Genomic DNA, 16889 nt, shown 5'->3' with positions numbered 1-16889 from the left:
ATCAGGTTCCCGTGGGGCTGGAGGCCAGCGGCAGGCGCAGGGTGAAGCAGGTGCCCTGGCCGGGCTTGGACTGCACCTCCATCTGGCCCTTGTGGTTGTTGGTGATGATGAAATAGGAAACCGACAGGCCCAGCCCGGTGCCCTGGCCCACTTCCTTGGTGGTGAAGAAGGGCTCGAAGATGCGTTTGCGCACGCTCTCGGGGATGCCGACGCCATTGTCCTCCACCTGGACTTCCGCCCAGGGCGGTGCCAGGCGGGTGCGCAGGGTGATATGGCCTTCCAGGTCGTCCTCGCGCTGGTGGATGGCCTGGGCGGCGTTCTTCAGCAGGTTGAGCAGCACCTGTTCCAGTTCGTTGGCGGTGCCCGGCACCGGCCCCAGTTCGGGGTCGAAGAGGCGGGTGATGGTCATGCCCTTGAAGTCGAAACCCTCGGTCAGGTCGAAGTCGTTGCTGGCGATCTCCACGGCCTGGTCCAGCAGCACCGGCAGCAGGCAGGGCGCCAGCTGGCGGTTGCTGCGGCGGCTGAAGGACAGCATGTGAGTGACGATCTTCGCCGCCCGCGAGCCGGCCTGGTAGATGCCGTCCAGCAGCTTGGGCACCTCGCGGGCCTCTAGGTAATGGTTCACCGAATCCAGGCAGATGCCGTCGGCTCGGGCCTGCTCCAGGTTCTTCTCCAGCTCCGGGGACAGGCGCCGGCGGATGTTCTGCACGTTGTGCAGGATGGCCCCCAGGGGGTTGTTGATCTCGTGGGCCATGCCGGCAGCCAGGCCGCCGACGCTGAGCATCTTCTCCGACTGCACCATCAGCTCTTCCATGGACAGGCGCTGGGTGATGTCGTCGATACGGATCACCACGCCACGCCCGGTTCCCCCCATCAGCGGGTAGAAGGTCAGGGCGTAGTGGCGCACCTCGTCGCCCAGCAGCCAGCTGACCCGCTCGACTTTCTCAACCTTGTGGCGCTCGGCGGTGAGCTTGATCTGCGGCAGGAAGGGCTTGAGCGAGGGGAAGGCAAGGAATACCGGCTGGTTCAGGGCGTCGTCCAGGGTGGTGCCGGAAAGTGCGGTGGCCTCCTGGTTCCACTGGGTGACGTAGAGCTGTTCGTCCAGGGCGATGAGCGCCGAGGGCATCGAGTCGATGATGCTGTTGAGGTAGTTCTGGAAGCCAGTGAGCTTCTTCTCGATCTTGCTGCGCACCTGCACTTCCAGCTCCAGCTTGCGATTGGAGTGGCGGGTCTCCTCCGCCAGTGCCTGGGCCTGGTCGACGGCTGCCTGGGAGTCGTCGCGGGCGCGCTTGAGCTGCTGCTCGCGGGCTTCGATGCGGCTGAGCATGGTGTTGAAGGCGTCGGCCAGGCTGCCCAGTTCGTCGCGGTGCCCACGCTGGGCGCGCAGGGCGTAGTTCTCCTCGCGGGTGACCTGGCGCGACAGTTCTTCCAGGCGGCGGATCGGCCCGGTGACCATGCGCCGGATCTGCCGCGCCACCAGCAGCCAGAGCAGCACGCTGCTGGCGAGGATCGCCAGGCTGGCGGTAAGGGTGCCGGTGTAGAAGGCGCCGGGCAGCTCACTGGAAGCCACCAGCAGCAGGTGGCCGGGTGGGCCGTTGTCCTGGGGCAGCTCGACCACCTGGCTGGTGCGGAATTCGTGCAGGCGCCAGCGTTGCAGCTTCTCGGTGTGCTGCGGCAGCTTGAGGGTGCTGCCGCTGATCAGCTGTGCCAGCAGCTCGCCCTGGCCGTCGTAGAGCGCGGCGGCGCGCAGCGGGGCGTAGCTGTCCAGTTGGTTGAGCAGGTCGCGAGCAGCCTCGGGAGAGGACAGGGCCTCGCGGGAAAGGGGCGCGGTGGCGAAGAGCCGGCCCAGGGTCTGCAAGGCCTGGGGTGCCATGCTCTCTTGGGAGATCCAATAGGCGGCGCTGATGAAGGCCAGGTTGGCGATCAGCAGTACGGTGGTCACCAAGACCAGCAGGGCGGCCAGCAGCTTTCGGCCGACGGACAGGTTTTCGAGGCGCTGGCGCAGGCTGTTCAAGGGGCGGAATCCAGGCGGTTGGGCTGTCGGCAGGGTAGCGCGGGGTCAGTCCAGCGGCAATCCGCGCTCGGCCAGGTGGGCGCGCAACTGCCTGAGCAGGGCCTGCAGGTGGGGCAGGACCAGGCGGTGGCGCTCGGCGGCGGCGCAGGCGTAGCCCAGCAGGTAGCTGATCTCGGTGCGGCGCCTGGCGGCGACGTCCTGGTACATGGAGGAGTAGTTGGCGGCGGTGGCCTGGATGACCCGGCCGACTTCGTCGTGCAGGTCCTGCGCGGCGGCCGGCTGGCCACACAGCTGCAGCAGCTCGGCCAGTTCGGCGCACAGTTGCTGCACCTGGGCCGGGTGCTCGACGAGACCGCCATTGCGGCAGTCGTTGAGCACCGTCAGCGGGTTGATCGCGCAATTGAGCGCGAGCTTGCGCCATAGCCGCGACAAAATGTCCGGCGTCCAGCCGTGGGGGATGCCGGCGCGTTCCAGCTCATCGAGCCAGGAGGGGGCTGCGGTGGCGTGCGGGTCGCCCAGCCAGGTGAAGCCGTGGCCGGCGAAGACCACGCGGAAGTCGCCATCACGGAAGGCGCCCTCGGTGCTGGAGGCCAGGATGCAGCGGGCTTGAGGCGCGCGGGCAGCGACGGCGTCCTGGCTGCCGAGGCCGTTCTGCAGCAGCACCAGTTCGGCACCGGGCGCCAGGCGTGGCAGGAGCGCCGCGACCGCGGCTTCGGCGTCGTAGGCCTTGCAGGCCACCAGCAGGCGCTGGATGGGCGTCGGGGCATCGAGGGTTTCGGCGGGCAGTTCGAGGCGTTGTGCCTGGCCCTGTTCCACCAGGGTCAGGCCGCCAGCCTGGTGGTAGGCCGCCAGGCGTTGCGGGTCACGCAGCAACAGGTGCACCGGCAGGCCGGCACGGGCCAGACGCATGGCCCACAGGCTGCCGAGGCTGCCGATGCCGAGGACGTGCCAGGTCATGGCAGGGGCAGGCGTATCGCGCTCACGCGGCCGCTGGCGTAGGACTCGGGCAGCAGCTTGGCGGCCTGGTCGATCAGGATCTCGACGTCCACCGGCAGGGCCTTGCCATCCATCCCCACCAGGCTGATGCCGGCCTTGAGGGTGATGAAGCCTTCGCTGGTCTTGAAGGCCTTGAGGTTGAGGCCTTCATGCAGGCGCTTGAAGCTGCTGGGGGAGCATTCGTGAAGGTCTTCGAGCAGGGTGATCAGGCCGAAGTGGTTGTCGTCCAGGCGGGTCAGCACGTCCAGCGGGCGTACCAGCTGCTGCAGGCGCCGCGCGACACCGTGGAGCAGCTCGTTGTAGAACTCGCTGCCGTACTGCACGCGCAGCGCGGGGGCGTCATGCAGGCCGATCAGCAGGTAGCACAGGGCGCCGCCGCGGGACTCGACCTGGCGCAGGCTGTCGGAAAGCTTCTGGCGCAGGTAGCGCGGGTTGCCGAGGCCGGTCAGCGAGTCCACCAGGTTGCGTTGCTCCAGGCTGGCGATGTTCTGGGTCATCAGCCGGTTTTCGTGGAGCAGGCGCTGCAGGGTGTTGCACAGGCGGTCCGCCGCGTAGACGCGAGGCACCAGCTGTTCGTTCATGGCCGCCTTGCTGATGAAGTCGTCGACGCCGCGGTCGAAGGCTTCGCCCAGCACGTTTTCACCTTCCTTGCCGGTGAGCAGGATGATGTAGGTGTAGTGGTCGATCATCTCGTCCAGCTGGCGCACCCGTGCGGTCAGTTCGAGGCCGTCGATCTCGGGCATCAGCCAGTCCGCCAGCAATACATTGGCGGGGCGCTCCTCGAGCAGGCGCAAGGCTTCCGTTGCGCTGCTGGCGAAGCGGACATCCTGATAACCGGCCTGGGTCAGGGCACGACCGATCATGGCGCTGGAGAACTTGGCGTCGTCCACCACCAGGATGCTGAGATGAGGGTTGGGCATGGCAGGCTCACAAGGAAGTGGCGAAGGTTGGCGATACTGGCTTGGTGCTATCAGTGCCTATTTCAGCAGGTTTTGCGTCCGCCTGTTAGAGCTGAATGCGTCGCTGCCATGCAATCCTGCAAAAATAGGTACCCATTGCTCAGTTATAATGGGCCCGCTTTTTTTACCGTCAAGCCAGGCGCCTTCCTTACGTGATGTGGGTCGCGCCGTCTATCTGGAGGAATCCCATGCCATCGTTCGACGTGGTGTCCGAGCTGGACAAACACGAGCTCACCAACGCGGTGGACAACGCGATCAAGGAACTGGATCGCCGCTTCGACCTGCGCGGCAAGTGCAGCTTCGAGAGCAAGGACAAAGCCGTCACCCTGACCGCCGAAGCCGACTTCATGCTCGAGCAGATGCTCGACATCCTGCGCAGCAACCTGATCAAGCGCAAGATCGACATCCACTGCATGGAGATCAAGGATCACTTCGCGTCCGGCAAGGTGGTCAAGCAGGAAGTGACCTTCCGTGAAGGCATCGAGAAGGAGCTGGCGAAGAAGATCGTCGCGCTGATCAAGGAGCGCAAGCTCAAGGTCCAGGCTGCGATCCAGGGCGAGCAGGTGCGTGTCACCGGCAAGAAGCGCGACGACCTGCAGGAAGCCATTGCGGTGCTGCGTGCCGAGCCCCTGGACTTCCCGCTGCAGTACACCAACTTCCGCGACTGACACTGCTTTTTTGAACCTTCGCCGCTGACCTGCGTCGCAAAATGCAAGGTCAGCGACTTTACCGCCATGGCTTCGTCCATGGCGGTTTCGTTTCAGTGAAGGCAAGAAAGGAGAGTGCGTGTGGATATAACCGTCGACGAATTGATCCGCCGATCGGAGGGGTGGCTGCCGATCATCCTCGAATACAGCGGCAAGCTCACCCTGGCGCTGTTCACCCTGCTGATCGGCTGGTGGCTGATCAACCGCGTGACCGATCGCGTCAGCAACCTGCTGGCGCTGCGCCGGGTGGACAGGACCCTGCACAGCTTCATCGGCAGCCTCGCCAACATGATCCTCAAGGTGCTGCTGCTGGTCAGCGTGGCCTCGATGATCGGCATCGAAACCACTTCCTTCATCGCCGCCATCGGTGCGGCCGGCCTGGCCATCGGCCTGGCGCTCCAGGGCAGCCTGGCGAACTTCGCCGGCGGCGTGCTGATCCTCCTGTTCCGCCCGTTCAAGGCCGGTGATTTCATCGAGGCCCAGGGCGTGATGGGCTCGGTGGACCACATCCAGATCTTCCACACCGTGCTGCGCACCGGGGACAACAAGACGGTCATCGTGCCCAACGGCGCGCTGTCCAACGGCATCATCACCAACTACTCGAACCAGCCCACCCGACAGGTGCTCTACGACGTCAAGGTCGACTACGCCAGCGACCTGGCCAAGGCCCGCGAGGTGCTGCTCAAGCTGGCCGAGGATCCCCGCGTGCAAAAGGACCCGGCACCGGTGGTGGTGGTCTCCGCACTGGGGGATACCTCGATCAACCTGTCGCTGCGCATGTGGACGTCCAACGCCGACTACTGGGGCGTGATCTTCATGCTCAACGAGTCGGTGCGCGACAAGCTGCAGGAGGCCGGCGTACAGCTCGCCCAGCCCCCGCGCATGGTGCAGGTAGTGCCCACGACCGCCTGAGGTCCTGCTGCAACGGAAAAGGCCGGCGATCGCCGGCCTTTTTCATGGGTGTTCCGAACTGCCCTGCGCCTGGGGCGGCTGCGCGGCGGAGGGAGGGGAGGGTTCTTCCGGGGCTGCGCTGGCGTCATTGCGCTGCCTGCGCTCGCGGCTCCATTGCACCAGGATCAGCACCAGGGTCGGCACGCCGAGCAGCGCGGTGAGCTGGAAGAACTGGTGGTAGCCGAGGCTGTCGACCATCACGCCCGAGTAGCCGCCGATCAGGCGTGGCAGCAGCAGCATGATGGAGCTGAGCAGGGCGTACTGGGTCGCCGAGAACTTCAGGTTGGTCAGGCTCGACAGGTATGCCACGAAGGCCGAGGTGGCGAGTCCCGCACTGAAGTTGTCGCAGGAAATGGTGAGGATCAGCATGTCCAGGTGCGGGCCCATGTCGCTGAGCACCACGAACATCAGGTTGGTCGCCGCCGAGGCCGCGCCGCCGATGAACAGGATCGGCAGGATGCCGAAGCGCACGATGAGCAGGCCGCCGGCACCGGCACCGAGCAGGGTCATGATCAGGCCGAAGAGCTTGCTGACGCTGGCGATCTGCTCCTTGGTGAAGCCCTGGTCGATGTAGAAGACGTTGGCCATCACCCCCATCACCGTGTCGGACATGCGATAGGTGGCGATCAGCCCAAGCAGCAGCAGGGCCTGCCAGCGGTAGCGCTGGACGAACTCGCTGATGGGGGTCACCACCGGCGCCATCAGCAGGCGCCCGGGTGCCGAGAAGCAGGCCAGGGCGATCAGCACGAACAGCGTGCCCCGGGGCCAGGCGCCAGAGGCATAGGCCTTGATGGCGGCGGCCGTGGTCACCAGGATCACGATCAGCACGATCATCGAGACGGCCTGGTGGACGAAGTCGAAGTTGGGGATCACCCGGCCCCGCGCGGCCACCAGCAACTGGCGGCGCTGCTGGCTGAGCAGCTCGCGCACCGGGGCGATCTGGCGGCGGCCCCAGGGCGACAGGCAGGCCACCAGGAACAGGAAGTAGAGCAGCGCGCGCGGCCAGGCGCGGTCGAGCATGCCGGTGATCATCGCCGGCAGGGAAATCAGCATCACCAGCAGGATCAGCACCGAGGCCAGCTGGTCCTTGAGCTTGAAGCGCGAGGTGTGGGTCTGCACCTGCACATCAATGTGCGGCTCGCGCATCCACAGACTGGTGATCAGCCCGGGCAGCATCAGCAGGGCGAACAGCAGGTAGGTGCCGGCCCAGGCGCCGTATTCGTAGGTCAGGGTGGTGGAACCGAACCACTCGGCGAAATACAGCGCGCCGGCAGTGGCCAGTAGCGCAGAAACCCGGTAGCCGAGCATGTAGCTCGCCGCGAGGGCGGCCTGGCGGCTGTCGTCGGCGATTTCCAAGCGGTAGGCGTCGACGGCGATATCTTGCGTGGCGGAGGCGAAGGCCACGATGACGGCCACGGCGATCAGCCAGGTCAGGTGTTGCTGCGGGTCGCACAGCGCCATGCCCACCAGGCCGAGGGCGACCAGGCCCTGGGACAGCACCAGCCAGGAGCGGCGACGGCCCAGGCGGCCGAGCAGCGGCAGGCGCCACTGGTCGAGCAGCGGTGACCAGATCCACTTGAAGGCATAGGCCAGGCCGATGAGGCTGGCGAAACCGATGGCCTCGCGAGACACCCCGGCCTCGCGCAACCAGACGGAAAGGGTGGAGAACACCAGCATGTACGGCAGGCCGGCAGCAAAGCCCAGCAGCAGCAGCGCAAGGGTGGCCGGGCTGGCGTAGGCGGCCAGGGCGGCGCGCCAGGTACGGTGGGACATCAGGCGTGTAATCCAGAAATCACGGGGCGGTCCATGACGACGAGCACGCGATGGAACCGCGACAAAGCGCGCACTCTAACCCTTGGGTGGCATGGGAAGCCAGCCGTGCCGACGCATATCCACCCGTTCGTTGTGGATGAAGACACCCTCCGCCCGTAAACGTGCCCGTTGCTCATCGCCGGAAGGGCTGCCGGCGAGCAGGCTGAGGCGGCCGCCGGCGGCGATCACCCGGTGCCAGGGCAGGCGCGTGTCGTCCGGCAACTGGCTCAGGGTGCGCCCCACCCAGCGTGCGGCACGGCCCAGGCCGGCCATTTCGCCGAGCTGGCCGTAGCTCACCACCTTGCCTGGCGGCACCTGGGCGAGGGTCAGGTACAGCGCCTGGCGGCGCATCTCGGGGCTGGCCGTCGGCAGGTCATCCAGGGTATTCGCGGTGGCGCGGGGCTTGCGGGTCGCCATGGCGGAACGGGGTCCGATTGCAGGGGTGGTTGCCAGAATAGGATGGCGGCCCCGGGGCGACAACCGCTCTACGGCAAGGGGCACGCTGGTCCGTTTTTGCGGAACTTGAGGCTTGTCCGTCGGTCAGTCCTTGCTCAGTCGCCGGGCTTGCGGATAATGCCCGGTTTTTCGCGAACTTGAGCCCGTGTATCCGCCTATGTTGTCCAGAACCCTGCTGTGCCTAGCCATTGCGGCTGCTTCGACCCCCTCGCTCGCCGATACCGTGTGGATGAAGAACGGCGATCGCCTGTCCGGCAAGATCAAGGTCTTCGACGGCGGCAAACTGATGCTGGAAACCGAATACGGCGGCTCCATCCCGCTGGACTGGAAAAAGATCGCCACCCTGGAAAGTGACCAGGAGCTGATGATCAAGCAGGACGATGTCACCGGCGAGCGCGCCAAGACCCTGCGCCCGGCCGAGCCTGGCAAGGTGATCCTGGCCAACGGCGAGGCACCGAAGACCGTCGAGCTGGCCAGCATCGAGCAGATCATGAAGCCCAAGCCCTTCGTCGAGGACCTGACCTGGTCCGGCAACGTCGACCTGGCCCTGGACTACAAGCGCGCCGAGAAGGACACCGACGACTACGATGTCGACTTCAAGACCAAGGCCCGTCACGGCCGCTGGCGCCACAACGCCACCGGCGAATACAACCGTGAATTCCAGGACGACGTGAAAACCACCGAGAACTGGGAGCTGGAATACGCCCTGGACCGCTTCATCACCGACAAATTCTTCTGGCAGGGCCGCGCCGAATACAAGCGCGACAAGATCGAAGAGCTGGAGCGCCAGCGCACCCTCGGTACCGGCCCCGGTTACCAGTTCTGGGACGACGAGCTGGGCGCCTTCTCCCTGGCATCCCTGGTCAACCGCACCGACTACGAATACTCCAATGGCGAGAAGGACAACTTCTACGCGCTCAGCATGAAGTGGGACTACAATCGCTACCTGGTGGGCAAGACCGTCGAGCTCTTCACCGTCGGCGAAGTGGGCCGCCCCCTGGGCAACGCTGCCGACTACTCCCTGGATGCCGAAGTGGGCCTGCGCTACAAGGTCACCGACTGGGCCTCGCTCAACCTCAAGGCGGAGAAGGACATGGTCCAGGGCGCCGAAGGCGAGATCGACGAGACCCGCTACACCGTCGGCTTCGGTGTGGGCTGGTAAGCACCCCACCGGCTGTCCCGGGCTGAGGCCCGGGCTACAGGCTGCGAACCGACAAGAAAAAGCCCCGCATCAGCGGGGCTTTTTCATTGCAGCGGAGCCCTTACAGGCGCAGGCCGCCGTCCAGCTCCAGAACGCGACCGGTGTAGTAGTCGTTTTCCAGGATGTAGGCCACCGAGTGAGCGATCTCCTGGGGCTTGCCCAGGCGCTTCAGCGGAATGCCGGAGGTCATCTTCTCCAGGGCTTCGGGCTTCATGCTGGCGACCATGTCGGTCTCGATGAAGCCGGGGGCCACGCCCGCCACGCGGATGCCGTAGCGCGCCAGTTCCTTCGCCCACACCACGGTGTCGGCGGCCACGCCGGCCTTGGCGGCGGAGTAGTTGGCCTGGCCCATGTTGCCGGCGCGGGAGATGGAGGAGATGTTGATGATCGCGCCTTCGTTCTTCAGCTCGATCATCTTCGCCGCCACTTCGCGGGTGCAGAGGAATACGCCGGTCAGGTTGACGTCGATCACCGCCTGCCACTGGGCCAGGCTCATCTTGGTCATCTCGCCGTCCTTGACCTTGATGGTCAGGCCGTCGCGGAGGATACCGGCGTTGTTAACCAGGCCGTTGATGGCGCCGAAGTCCTCGGCCACCTGGGCGACCATGTGGGTCACCTGCTCTTCGTTGGCCACGTTGCACAGGTAGGCGCGGGCGTCACCGCCGGCGGCCTTGCAGGCGGCCACGGCGTCGTCCAGTTTTTCCTGGTTCAGGTCCACCAGCGCCAGCTTGGCGCCCTTGCCGGCGAGGTACTCGCCCATGGCACGGCCGAGGCCCTGGCAACCGCCGGTGATGATGATGACCTTGTCTTTGAGCTGCATGCTTTTCCCCAAGAATTCGAAATGAGTGGCGGTATCCCCGCTGGCAGCCTGGAACCGCTATTCTGGCTGCCCGTCCGTTTTCGACGGATTCTGTGCAAGGAGTCAAAAGGTGAGCGTGAAAGCCGCAAAGAATGCCCGAGAATTGCTGCTCAAGGAATACCGCGGTGTCCTCTCCACCCAGTCCAAGGCCATGCCGGGCTTCCCTTTCGGATCAGTGGCACCCTATTGCCTGGACGCCGCCGGCCGCCCCTTGATCCTCATCAGCCGTATCGCCCAGCACACCCACAACCTGCAGAAAGACCCCAAATGCTCCTTGCTGGTGGGGGAGCGCGGCGCCGATGACATCCAGGCCGTCGGTCGCCTGACCCTGCTCGCCGAAGCCCGCCAGATCACCGACGCGGCCGAGATCGCGGCAGCCAGCGAGCGCTACTACCGCTTCTTCCCGCAGTCCCGGGACTACCACCAGACCCACGATTTCGACTTCTGGGTGCTGGAGCCAGTGCGCGCGCGTTTCATCGGCGGCTTCGGTGCCATCCACTGGATTGATCAGGTGGTGCTGGCCAACCCCTTCGCCGGTGAAGCCGAGCGCAGCATGATCGAGCACATGAACAGCGACCATCAGTCGGCCATCGCCCATTACCTGGCGCTGCGCGGGCTGCCGGGAGAGACGGCGGACATGGTCAGCATCGACTCGGAAGGATTCCACCTACGCGTCGGCCAGAACGTGCACTGGCTGCCCTTCCCAACATCCTGTAACAACCCAGGTTCGGTCCGTCAGGCCCTGGTAGCGCTGGCACGCGCGGAGACCTGGCCGTCCGTCGCCGAACCCGAGGCTTGAATTCGGGGGAGGGCGGCTTCATTTAGATTCCCATCGGAAGCCGTTCTTCCGTCAAGGATCCCTCGATGCGTGTCTTTCTGTTCCTCCTCCTGCTGTTCCCGATCATCGAACTGGCCGTGCTGATCCAGGTCGGCAGTGTCATCGGCGTGTTGCCGACCCTGCTGCTGGTCATCGGCACCGGCGTGCTCGGCAGCGTGCTGTTGCGCGTCGCCGGCGTCGCCACCGCCTGGCGTGCCCGCGAGAAGCTCGCCCGTGGCGAGATGCCCGAGCAGGAAATGCTCGAAGGCCTGCTGATCGCCGTCGGCGGCGGCCTGTTGCTGCTGCCGGGCTTCATCAGCGACATCTTCGGCGTGCTCTGCCTGATCCCCTTCACCCGCCGCCTGCTGATCGGGCGCATGCTCAAGCGCGCCCAGGAGCAGGCCCTGCGCCAGCGTGCCTTCGCCGATGATCTCGCCGCCCGCAGTGGGCAGACCCGCCCCAATGTGATCGAGGGCGAGTACGAGCGCCGCGACCGCTGAGCCTCCGGTCGGCTCGTTGGAACTTCCTGCAAATATTTCAATGGTCGCCCTTGAAATACCCCTGGGCGCCCCTATGTATCGGTCACCGCAAGGTTCCTTGCCCTCAAGGGCAAGGTCAGACTTCAGCGGAGTGCTTCGCACCCCGCAGCCGGCCCCGCCGGATTTCGCTAACCCGCCGGTCAACCGTACCGGCGCCGGAAAACACTAATTGGGAGAGTTACACAATGAAGCTTCGTCCCCTGAATGATCGCGTCGTAATCCGCCGCAGCGAAGAAGAAACCAAGACCGCTGGTGGCATCGTGCTGCCGGGCTCGGCCGCTGAGAAGCCGAACCGCGGTGAAGTGGTTGCCGTCGGCACCGGTCGCGTTCTGGACAACGGCGAAGTCCGTGCCCTGGCAGTAAAAGTGGGCGACCAGGTGGTATTCGGCCCGTACTCCGGCAGCAACGCCATCAAGGTCGACGGTGAAGAACTGCTGGTCATGAGCGAGAACGAAATCCTCGCTGTCATCGAAGCCTGAACCGCCCCCTTTCCCACCTAGAATTCGAGGAAGAAGAACATGGCTGCTAAAGACGTAAAATTCGGCGATGCCGCTCGTAAAAAACTGCTCGTTGGCGTGAACACCCTGGCTGACGCCGTTAAAGCCACCCTCGGCCCGAAAGGCCGTAACGTGGTTCTGGAGCGCAGCTTCGGCGCCCCGCTGATCACCAAGGACGGCGTTTCCGTCGCCAAGGAAATCGAGCTCAAGGACCGCATCGAAAACATCGGCGCCCAGCTGGTGAAAGACGTTGCCTCCAAGGCCAACGACGCTGCCGGTGACGGCACCACCACCGCTACCGTTCTGGCTCAGGCCATCGTCACCGAAGGTCTGAAGTCGGTTGCGGCCGGCCTCAACCCGATGGACCTGAAGCGCGGCATTGACAAGGCCACCACCGCCATCGTCGCCGAGCTGAAGAACCTGTCCAAGCCGTGCACCGACACCAAGGCCATCGCCCAGGTCGGCACCATCTCCGCCAACTCCGACGACTCCATCGGCAACATCATTGCCGAAGCCATGGAGAAGGTCGGTAAAGAAGGCGTGATCACCGTCGAAGAAGGCTCGGGCCTGGAAAACGAACTGTCCGTCGTCGAAGGTATGCAGTTCGACCGCGGCTACCTGTCTCCCTACTTCATCAACAAGCCGGACACCATGGTGGCCGAACTCGACGGCCCGCTGCTGCTGCTGGTCGACAAGAAGATCTCCAACATCCGCGAACTGCTGCCGGTTCTGGAAGCCGTTGCCAAGTCCGGCCGTCCGCTGCTGATCGTGGCTGAAGACGTCGAAGGCGAAGCCCTGGCTACCCTGGTCGTCAACAACATGCGTGGCATCGTCAAGGTCGCAGCCGTCAAGGCCCCGGGCTTCGGCGACCGTCGCAAGGCCATGCTGCAGGACATCGCCATCCTCACCGGCGGTACCGTCATCTCCGAAGAAGTCGGCCTGAGCCTGGAAAGCACCACCCTGGAACACCTGGGTAACGCCAAGCGCGTGGTTCTGAGCAAAGAAAACACCACCATCATCGATGGCGCCGGTCAGCAGGCCGACATCGAGGCGCGTGTTGCCCAGATCCGCAAGCAGGTTGAAGAAACCTCTTCCGACTACGACAAGGAAAAACTGCAAGAGCGTCTGGCCAAGCTGGCTGGCGGTGTTGCCGTGATCAAGGTTGGCGCTGCCACCGAAGTCGAGATGAAAGAGAAGAAAGCCCGCGTTGAAGACGCCCTGCACGCCACCCGCGCTGCTGTGGAAGAAGGCGTGGTTCCTGGCGGTGGTGTAGCCCTGGTTCGCGCCCTGGCCGCCATCAAGGACCTGACCGGTGCCAACGAAGAGCAGACCGCGGGTATCAACATCCTGCGTCGCGCTGTCGAAGCTCCGCTGCGCCAGATCGTTGCCAACGCCGGTGACGAAGCCTCCGTGGTCCTGGACAAGGTCAAGCAGGGTTCGGGCAACTACGGCTACGACGCTGCCACCGGCCAGTACGGCGACATGATCGAGTTCGGCATCATCGACCCGGCCAAAGTCACCCGTACCGCGCTGCAAGCCGCTGCTTCCATTGCAGGCCTGATGATCACCACCGAGGCGATCGTTGCCGAGCTGCCGGAAGACAAAGCTGCTCCGGCCATGCCGGACATGGGCGGCATGGGCGGTATGGGCGGCATGATGTAAGCCACCCAGTCCATCCGGTCTGAAAGAAGCCCCGCCTTGTGCGGGGCTTTTTTATGCCTGTGGAAACGTCGTCGGCGGGGCTCGCTCCACGCTGCTGGCGGCTATCAGGGCGCCAGTTCCGTGGCCGCCCCTGGTGCCTCGTCGACCTGGGGCGCATAGAGCATGAAGCGGTAGCAGCCCAGGCAGATCAGCCAGTCCAGCAGCGCCGTCCACAGGTTGTGGGAGAGAAAGTGCGCGCCCTGCATCATCCGTCCAATGGAAAACAGCCCGCCCAGGGCCAGGGCACCCGCCAGGGCCAGGCGAGCGAGAAGACGATTGCGGTCGCGCAGCAGGAAGTACAGGGCGAAGAAGGTGAAGCCGCTGCTGGCGTGGCCGCCTGGCCAGCAACGGCCGGGCTTGGCGGTGGGCGCGCGCTCGGCCAGCAGCGGGGTGTAGGTTTCGCTGCCGCCGTAGCGGGTCAGGTCCCAGGGGCAATGCACGGCGGTGAGGGCCTTGAGCGGCGTGACGATGGCCGTGGACAGGCCCATGGCGAGCACCAGGTAACCGAGGCGCCGGCGATAGCCGTGCCAGGGGCGGTACAGGCAACTGCCGGCAAAACCGATCAGCGCCAGCACCGCGACGGCGATCACCGCCTGTTTCGCACGGTCGTGCAGCACGTCTTCGAGAAAGAAGCTGTGGGCGCCGATGAAACCCGTTCCCGGCTGATAGAACAGGTCTGCCAGGGCGAAGTCGAGGCGCGTCGGCTCGATCACCAGCAGCGCGAGGATGATCGCCAGGGGCAGGCCCAGGGCCCAGCCATAGGCGAGCGGGCGGGAGGGGAGGGAAGGGGGCATGCGGTGTCTCCGGAGTACGGGGCGGGGGATTGCCAGGCCAGGGAATGGGCGTAATCTGCCGTGGCCGTCGTGGTGGCTCCGTGAACCGCGGGTGAAAAAACTGTCAAAGGCGCCTGGGGCCCCGAGCGGGCCGGGAAATCGATGAGGCGGGAGAGCTGCAGATGCGGATTTTGCTGGTGGAAGACAATCGCGACATCCTGGCCAACATGGCCGACTATCTGGAGCTCAAGGGCTACAGCGTCGACTGTGCCCAGGATGGCCTTTCCGGGTTGCACCTGGCCGCCACCGAACACTTCGACCTGATCGTCCTCGACATCATGCTGCCCGGGCTGGACGGCTACGCCCTGTGCCGGCGGCTGCGCGACGAGGCACGGCGGGATACGCCGGTGATCATGCTCACCGCGCGGGACGAGCTGGACGACCGCCTGCAAGGCTTCAAGTCCGGCGCCGATGATTACCTGGTCAAGCCCTTCGCCCTGTCCGAGCTGGCCGCGCGCATCGAAGCGGTGCTGCGGCGTTCCCGGGGCGGCGGCAAGCGTGCCCTGCAGGTGGGCGAGCTGAGCTACGACCTCGACACCCTGGAAGTCAGCCGTGCCGGCAAGCCGCTCAAGCTCAACCCCATCGGCCTCAAGCTGCTCGCCGTGCTGATGCAGAAAAGCCCCCACCTGGTCCGCCGCGAAGCCCTGGAAGAGGCGCTCTGGGGGGACGACTGCCCGGACAGCGACAGCCTGCGCAGCCACATCCACCAACTGCGCCAGGTGATCGACAAGCCCTTCGGTAAACCCCTGCTGCACACCCTGCACGGCCTCGGCTACCGACTGGCGGAGTCGGCCGATGGAGTTTAGGCAGAGCCTCGCCCGGCGCATCGTCATCGCCTTCACCCTGATGACGGCGCTGGTGGGGGGAACCTTCTCGCTGGGCATCATCGAAGTGGTGCACCTGATCGAGGAACAGCTGATCTCCCGCGACCTGAACAATGAGCTGGAGCGCATCCTCTACGAGAACCTCGCCAAGGGCCGGGCGCCGAGCCTGGACAGCGACACCCGTTTCTACTTCGGCGAGGGTACCGGCCCCTACGCCTTGCCCGCCGAATACGCCAAGCTGGCGCCGGGCTTCCACGAACTCTTCGAAGGCCAGCTCTCGTTCCACGCGCTGGTGCGGGACATCGACGGCCACCGCTACGTCCTGCTGCAGGACCAGAGTGATTTCGAGGACCGTGAGCAGGCGCTCTACGGCGTGGTGCTGGTGGGCTTCATCCTCAGCGTGCTGCTCTCGGCGCTACTGGGCTGGTTGCTGGCGCGCAAGGTCATCGCACCGGTGGTGCGCCTGGCCGGGCAGGTCCGTCACCGTGACCAGTTGCTGGGGCTGGCCCCGCCCCTGGCGCCTGACTACGCCTCGGACGAAGTGGGCCAGTTGGCCCAGGCCTTCGACGACACCCTGGGCCGCCTGCGCGATGCCCTGACCCGCGAGCGCCTGTTCACCAGTGACGTCAGCCATGAGTTGCGCACGCCGCTGATGGTGATCGCCACCTCCTGCGAGCTGCTGATGGAAAACACCGGCCTCGACGAGCGCTCGCGCCAGCAGGTGCGCCGTATCGGCCGCGCCAGCGAGGAGATGCGCGACCTGGTGCAGACCTTCCTCATGCTCGCCCGCGCCCAGCGCGAGGGCGGCGAGGGGGTGCCGCGAGCCAGTCTCGGCGGCCTGGCAGACGAGCTGGCCGCCCTCTGGCGCGAACCCATCGAAGCCAAGGGACTGCGTTTCGACTACCTGCCCGGCAACCCTGCCGATACGCGTTACAACGCGGCCTTCCTGCGTTCGGTGCTGGGCAACCTGTTGCGCAATGCCCTGCATTACACCGAATCGGGTCACATCGAGCTGCGCCTGGACGCGCGCGGCTTCAGCGTCGAGGACAGCGGTATCGGTATCCCCGAGGAGCAGCGCGAGGCGATGTTCCTGCCCTTCGTCCGTGGCCTGGAGCAACGTGGCGACGGTCTCGGGCTGGGCCTGTCGCTGGTCAAGCGCATCTGCGAGAGCCAGGGCTGGGTGGTCAGCCTGACGCCGTCCGTCTCCGGCGGCTGCCACTTCCGCGTCGACCTGGTCGCGCCTGCAGGCTGACACTTTTTTCACATCGGCATCACGGCGGCATGACGCCCGCCGGCAGAAGCTGGTTGCCAATGCAGTCGTGAGGCGTGGCGAAGGTACGGACCTTGCAGTGTTCGGCTCCCATTGCACCGGGGTAGCACCGGCGGTGCCCGGGGGGAGGGCACGCAGGCGTCTGCACCGGGGTGTGATGAAACCTGGCGCCCGATCTGTGGTCCTAGCCGGGCCCCACGAGTGGGCATATGGGTTACCTCGTGCCTGATCTGTTACCTCAAGGGGCAGGCGCAGGGTGCTGACCGCTGGGCGGGAATGCCGGCGCCAGCGATGAAATGACCCTGATTTGCAATAAATCGCTGCTAGGCTCGCCCGTCTGCCAACTGACGGTCGTAAAAGTCGGCGATGCCGTACACGACGGCGAACAGGTGGGTTGAGAGGTGCGCTGCTGCTTAGGGACAAGAGCCGCGACGGGTGGGAATTACCGCAGGT

15 protein-coding genes and 1 pseudogene are annotated in these 16889 nt (G+C 65.4%); 9 read left to right on the top strand and 7 right to left on the bottom strand.

Annotation, left to right across the window (positions count from 1 at the left end; all coding sequences use genetic code 11):
• Position 1: 1 nt before the first annotated feature.
• The 3 genes and pseudogenes from RTW82_RS00140 to RTW82_RS00130 all read right to left on the bottom strand — a co-directional run.
• Positions 2-2014, bottom strand: a complete 2013-nt coding sequence (locus RTW82_RS00140) for an ATP-binding protein (RefSeq protein WP_316923928.1) — start codon at positions 2012-2014, stop codon at positions 2-4.
• Between the two features lie 45 nt (positions 2015-2059).
• Complete coding sequence (locus tag RTW82_RS00135) at positions 2060-2971, bottom strand: putative 2-dehydropantoate 2-reductase (RefSeq protein ID WP_316923927.1); 912 nt, start codon at positions 2969-2971, stop codon at positions 2060-2062.
• Positions 2968-3939 (bottom strand): annotated as a pseudogene (locus RTW82_RS00130) (response regulator); the annotation flags it as partial. The gene RTW82_RS00135 and the pseudogene RTW82_RS00130, both read right to left, overlap by 4 nt.
• A gap of 218 nt (positions 3940-4157) precedes the next feature.
• Here RTW82_RS00130 and RTW82_RS00125 point away from each other — a divergent pair.
• Entirely contained in the window at positions 4158-4637 is a 480-nt protein-coding gene (locus RTW82_RS00125) for a YajQ family cyclic di-GMP-binding protein (protein WP_021217414.1), read from the top strand.
• Positions 4638-4751: 114 nt separating this feature from the next.
• A complete protein-coding gene (locus RTW82_RS00120; RefSeq protein ID WP_263400504.1) occupies positions 4752-5588 on the top strand; it encodes a mechanosensitive ion channel family protein in 837 nt (278 codons plus the stop codon).
• A gap of 42 nt (positions 5589-5630) precedes the next feature.
• On the opposite strand, the gene RTW82_RS00115 is transcribed toward RTW82_RS00120, so the two are convergent.
• Positions 5631-7400: an AmpG family muropeptide MFS transporter gene (locus RTW82_RS00115; protein WP_316923926.1), complete on the bottom strand. Its 1770-nt coding sequence runs from the start codon at positions 7398-7400 to the stop codon at positions 5631-5633.
• Positions 7401-7475: 75 nt separating this feature from the next.
• A complete protein-coding gene (locus tag RTW82_RS00110) occupies positions 7476-7856 on the bottom strand; it encodes an MGMT family protein (RefSeq protein WP_316923925.1) in 381 nt (126 codons plus the stop codon).
• A gap of 196 nt (positions 7857-8052) precedes the next feature.
• Here RTW82_RS00110 and RTW82_RS00105 point away from each other — a divergent pair, with 196 nt between their 5' ends.
• On the top strand, positions 8053-9057 hold the full coding sequence (locus RTW82_RS00105) for a DUF481 domain-containing protein (protein WP_031287002.1): 1005 nt from the start codon (positions 8053-8055) through the stop codon (positions 9055-9057).
• A gap of 100 nt (positions 9058-9157) precedes the next feature.
• Here the strand turns inward: RTW82_RS00105 and RTW82_RS00100 are convergent, their stop codons facing one another.
• The gene (locus tag RTW82_RS00100; RefSeq protein WP_021217409.1) at positions 9158-9916 is read right to left on the bottom strand and encodes an SDR family oxidoreductase; all 759 of its coding nucleotides are present in this window, start codon (positions 9914-9916) and stop codon (positions 9158-9160) included.
• Positions 9917-10025: 109 nt separating this feature from the next.
• Between RTW82_RS00100 and RTW82_RS00095 the strand changes: the two genes are divergently transcribed.
• The 4 genes from RTW82_RS00095 to groL all read left to right on the top strand — a co-directional run bounded on the left by RTW82_RS00095 (position 10026) and on the right by groL (position 13470).
• Positions 10026-10754 carry a HugZ family protein gene (locus RTW82_RS00095; RefSeq protein ID WP_316923924.1) on the top strand — a complete coding sequence of 243 codons (729 nt, stop codon included), beginning with the start codon at positions 10026-10028 and terminating at the stop codon, positions 10752-10754.
• Between the two features lie 65 nt (positions 10755-10819).
• Positions 10820-11272: an FxsA family protein gene (locus tag RTW82_RS00090; protein WP_043241264.1), complete on the top strand. Its 453-nt coding sequence runs from the start codon at positions 10820-10822 to the stop codon at positions 11270-11272.
• A 224-nt stretch (positions 11273-11496) separates the two neighbouring features.
• Positions 11497-11790, top strand: coding sequence for a co-chaperone GroES (locus RTW82_RS00085; protein WP_111263046.1), 294 nt, complete (start codon positions 11497-11499; stop codon positions 11788-11790).
• 39 nt (positions 11791-11829) lie between these two features.
• Positions 11830-13470, top strand: coding sequence for a chaperonin GroEL (gene groL, locus RTW82_RS00080; RefSeq protein ID WP_316923923.1), 1641 nt, complete (start codon positions 11830-11832; stop codon positions 13468-13470).
• A 104-nt stretch (positions 13471-13574) separates the two neighbouring features.
• Here groL and RTW82_RS00075 read toward each other — a convergent pair whose 3' ends face one another.
• Positions 13575-14303, bottom strand: coding sequence for a phosphatase PAP2 family protein (locus RTW82_RS00075; RefSeq protein ID WP_316923922.1), 729 nt, complete (start codon positions 14301-14303; stop codon positions 13575-13577).
• Between the two features lie 161 nt (positions 14304-14464).
• Between RTW82_RS00075 and RTW82_RS00070 the strand changes: the two genes are divergently transcribed.
• The gene (locus tag RTW82_RS00070; protein WP_043241257.1) at positions 14465-15148 is read left to right on the top strand and encodes a response regulator transcription factor; all 684 of its coding nucleotides are present in this window, start codon (positions 14465-14467) and stop codon (positions 15146-15148) included.
• Positions 15138-16418: a HAMP domain-containing sensor histidine kinase gene (locus RTW82_RS00065; protein WP_316923921.1), complete on the top strand. Its 1281-nt coding sequence runs from the start codon at positions 15138-15140 to the stop codon at positions 16416-16418. Before RTW82_RS00070 ends, RTW82_RS00065 begins: the two co-directional genes overlap by 11 nt.
• Positions 16419-16889: the final 471 nt, after the last annotated feature.

The organism is Pseudomonas sp. zfem005, from assembly GCF_032621735.1.
GTDB lineage: Bacteria > Pseudomonadota > Gammaproteobacteria > Pseudomonadales > Pseudomonadaceae > Metapseudomonas > Metapseudomonas solani.
Note: the sequence above shows the minus strand (reverse complement) of the source record. Positions and strands in the feature narration are given on the sequence as shown.

Coding starts and splice junctions, on each gene's coding strand:
- RTW82_RS00110 (WP_316923925.1), bottom strand. CDS start 7,856: ATGGCGACCCGCAAGCCCCGCGCCACCGCGAATACCCTGGATGACCTG.
- RTW82_RS00070 (WP_043241257.1), top strand. CDS start 14,465: ATGCGGATTTTGCTGGTGGAAGACAATCGCGACATCCTGGCCAACATG.
- RTW82_RS00135 (WP_316923927.1), bottom strand. CDS start 2,971: ATGACCTGGCACGTCCTCGGCATCGGCAGCCTCGGCAGCCTGTGGGCC.
- RTW82_RS00100 (WP_021217409.1), bottom strand. CDS start 9,916: ATGCAGCTCAAAGACAAGGTCATCATCATCACCGGCGGTTGCCAGGGC.
- RTW82_RS00075 (WP_316923922.1), bottom strand. CDS start 14,303: ATGCCCCCTTCCCTCCCCTCCCGCCCGCTCGCCTATGGCTGGGCCCTG.
- RTW82_RS00105 (WP_031287002.1), top strand. CDS start 8,053: ATGTTGTCCAGAACCCTGCTGTGCCTAGCCATTGCGGCTGCTTCGACC.
- RTW82_RS00065 (WP_316923921.1), top strand. CDS start 15,138: ATGGAGTTTAGGCAGAGCCTCGCCCGGCGCATCGTCATCGCCTTCACC.
- RTW82_RS00085 (WP_111263046.1), top strand. CDS start 11,497: ATGAAGCTTCGTCCCCTGAATGATCGCGTCGTAATCCGCCGCAGCGAA.
- RTW82_RS00115 (WP_316923926.1), bottom strand. CDS start 7,400: ATGTCCCACCGTACCTGGCGCGCCGCCCTGGCCGCCTACGCCAGCCCG.
- RTW82_RS00090 (WP_043241264.1), top strand. CDS start 10,820: ATGCGTGTCTTTCTGTTCCTCCTCCTGCTGTTCCCGATCATCGAACTG.
- RTW82_RS00125 (WP_021217414.1), top strand. CDS start 4,158: ATGCCATCGTTCGACGTGGTGTCCGAGCTGGACAAACACGAGCTCACC.
- groL (WP_316923923.1), top strand. CDS start 11,830: ATGGCTGCTAAAGACGTAAAATTCGGCGATGCCGCTCGTAAAAAACTG.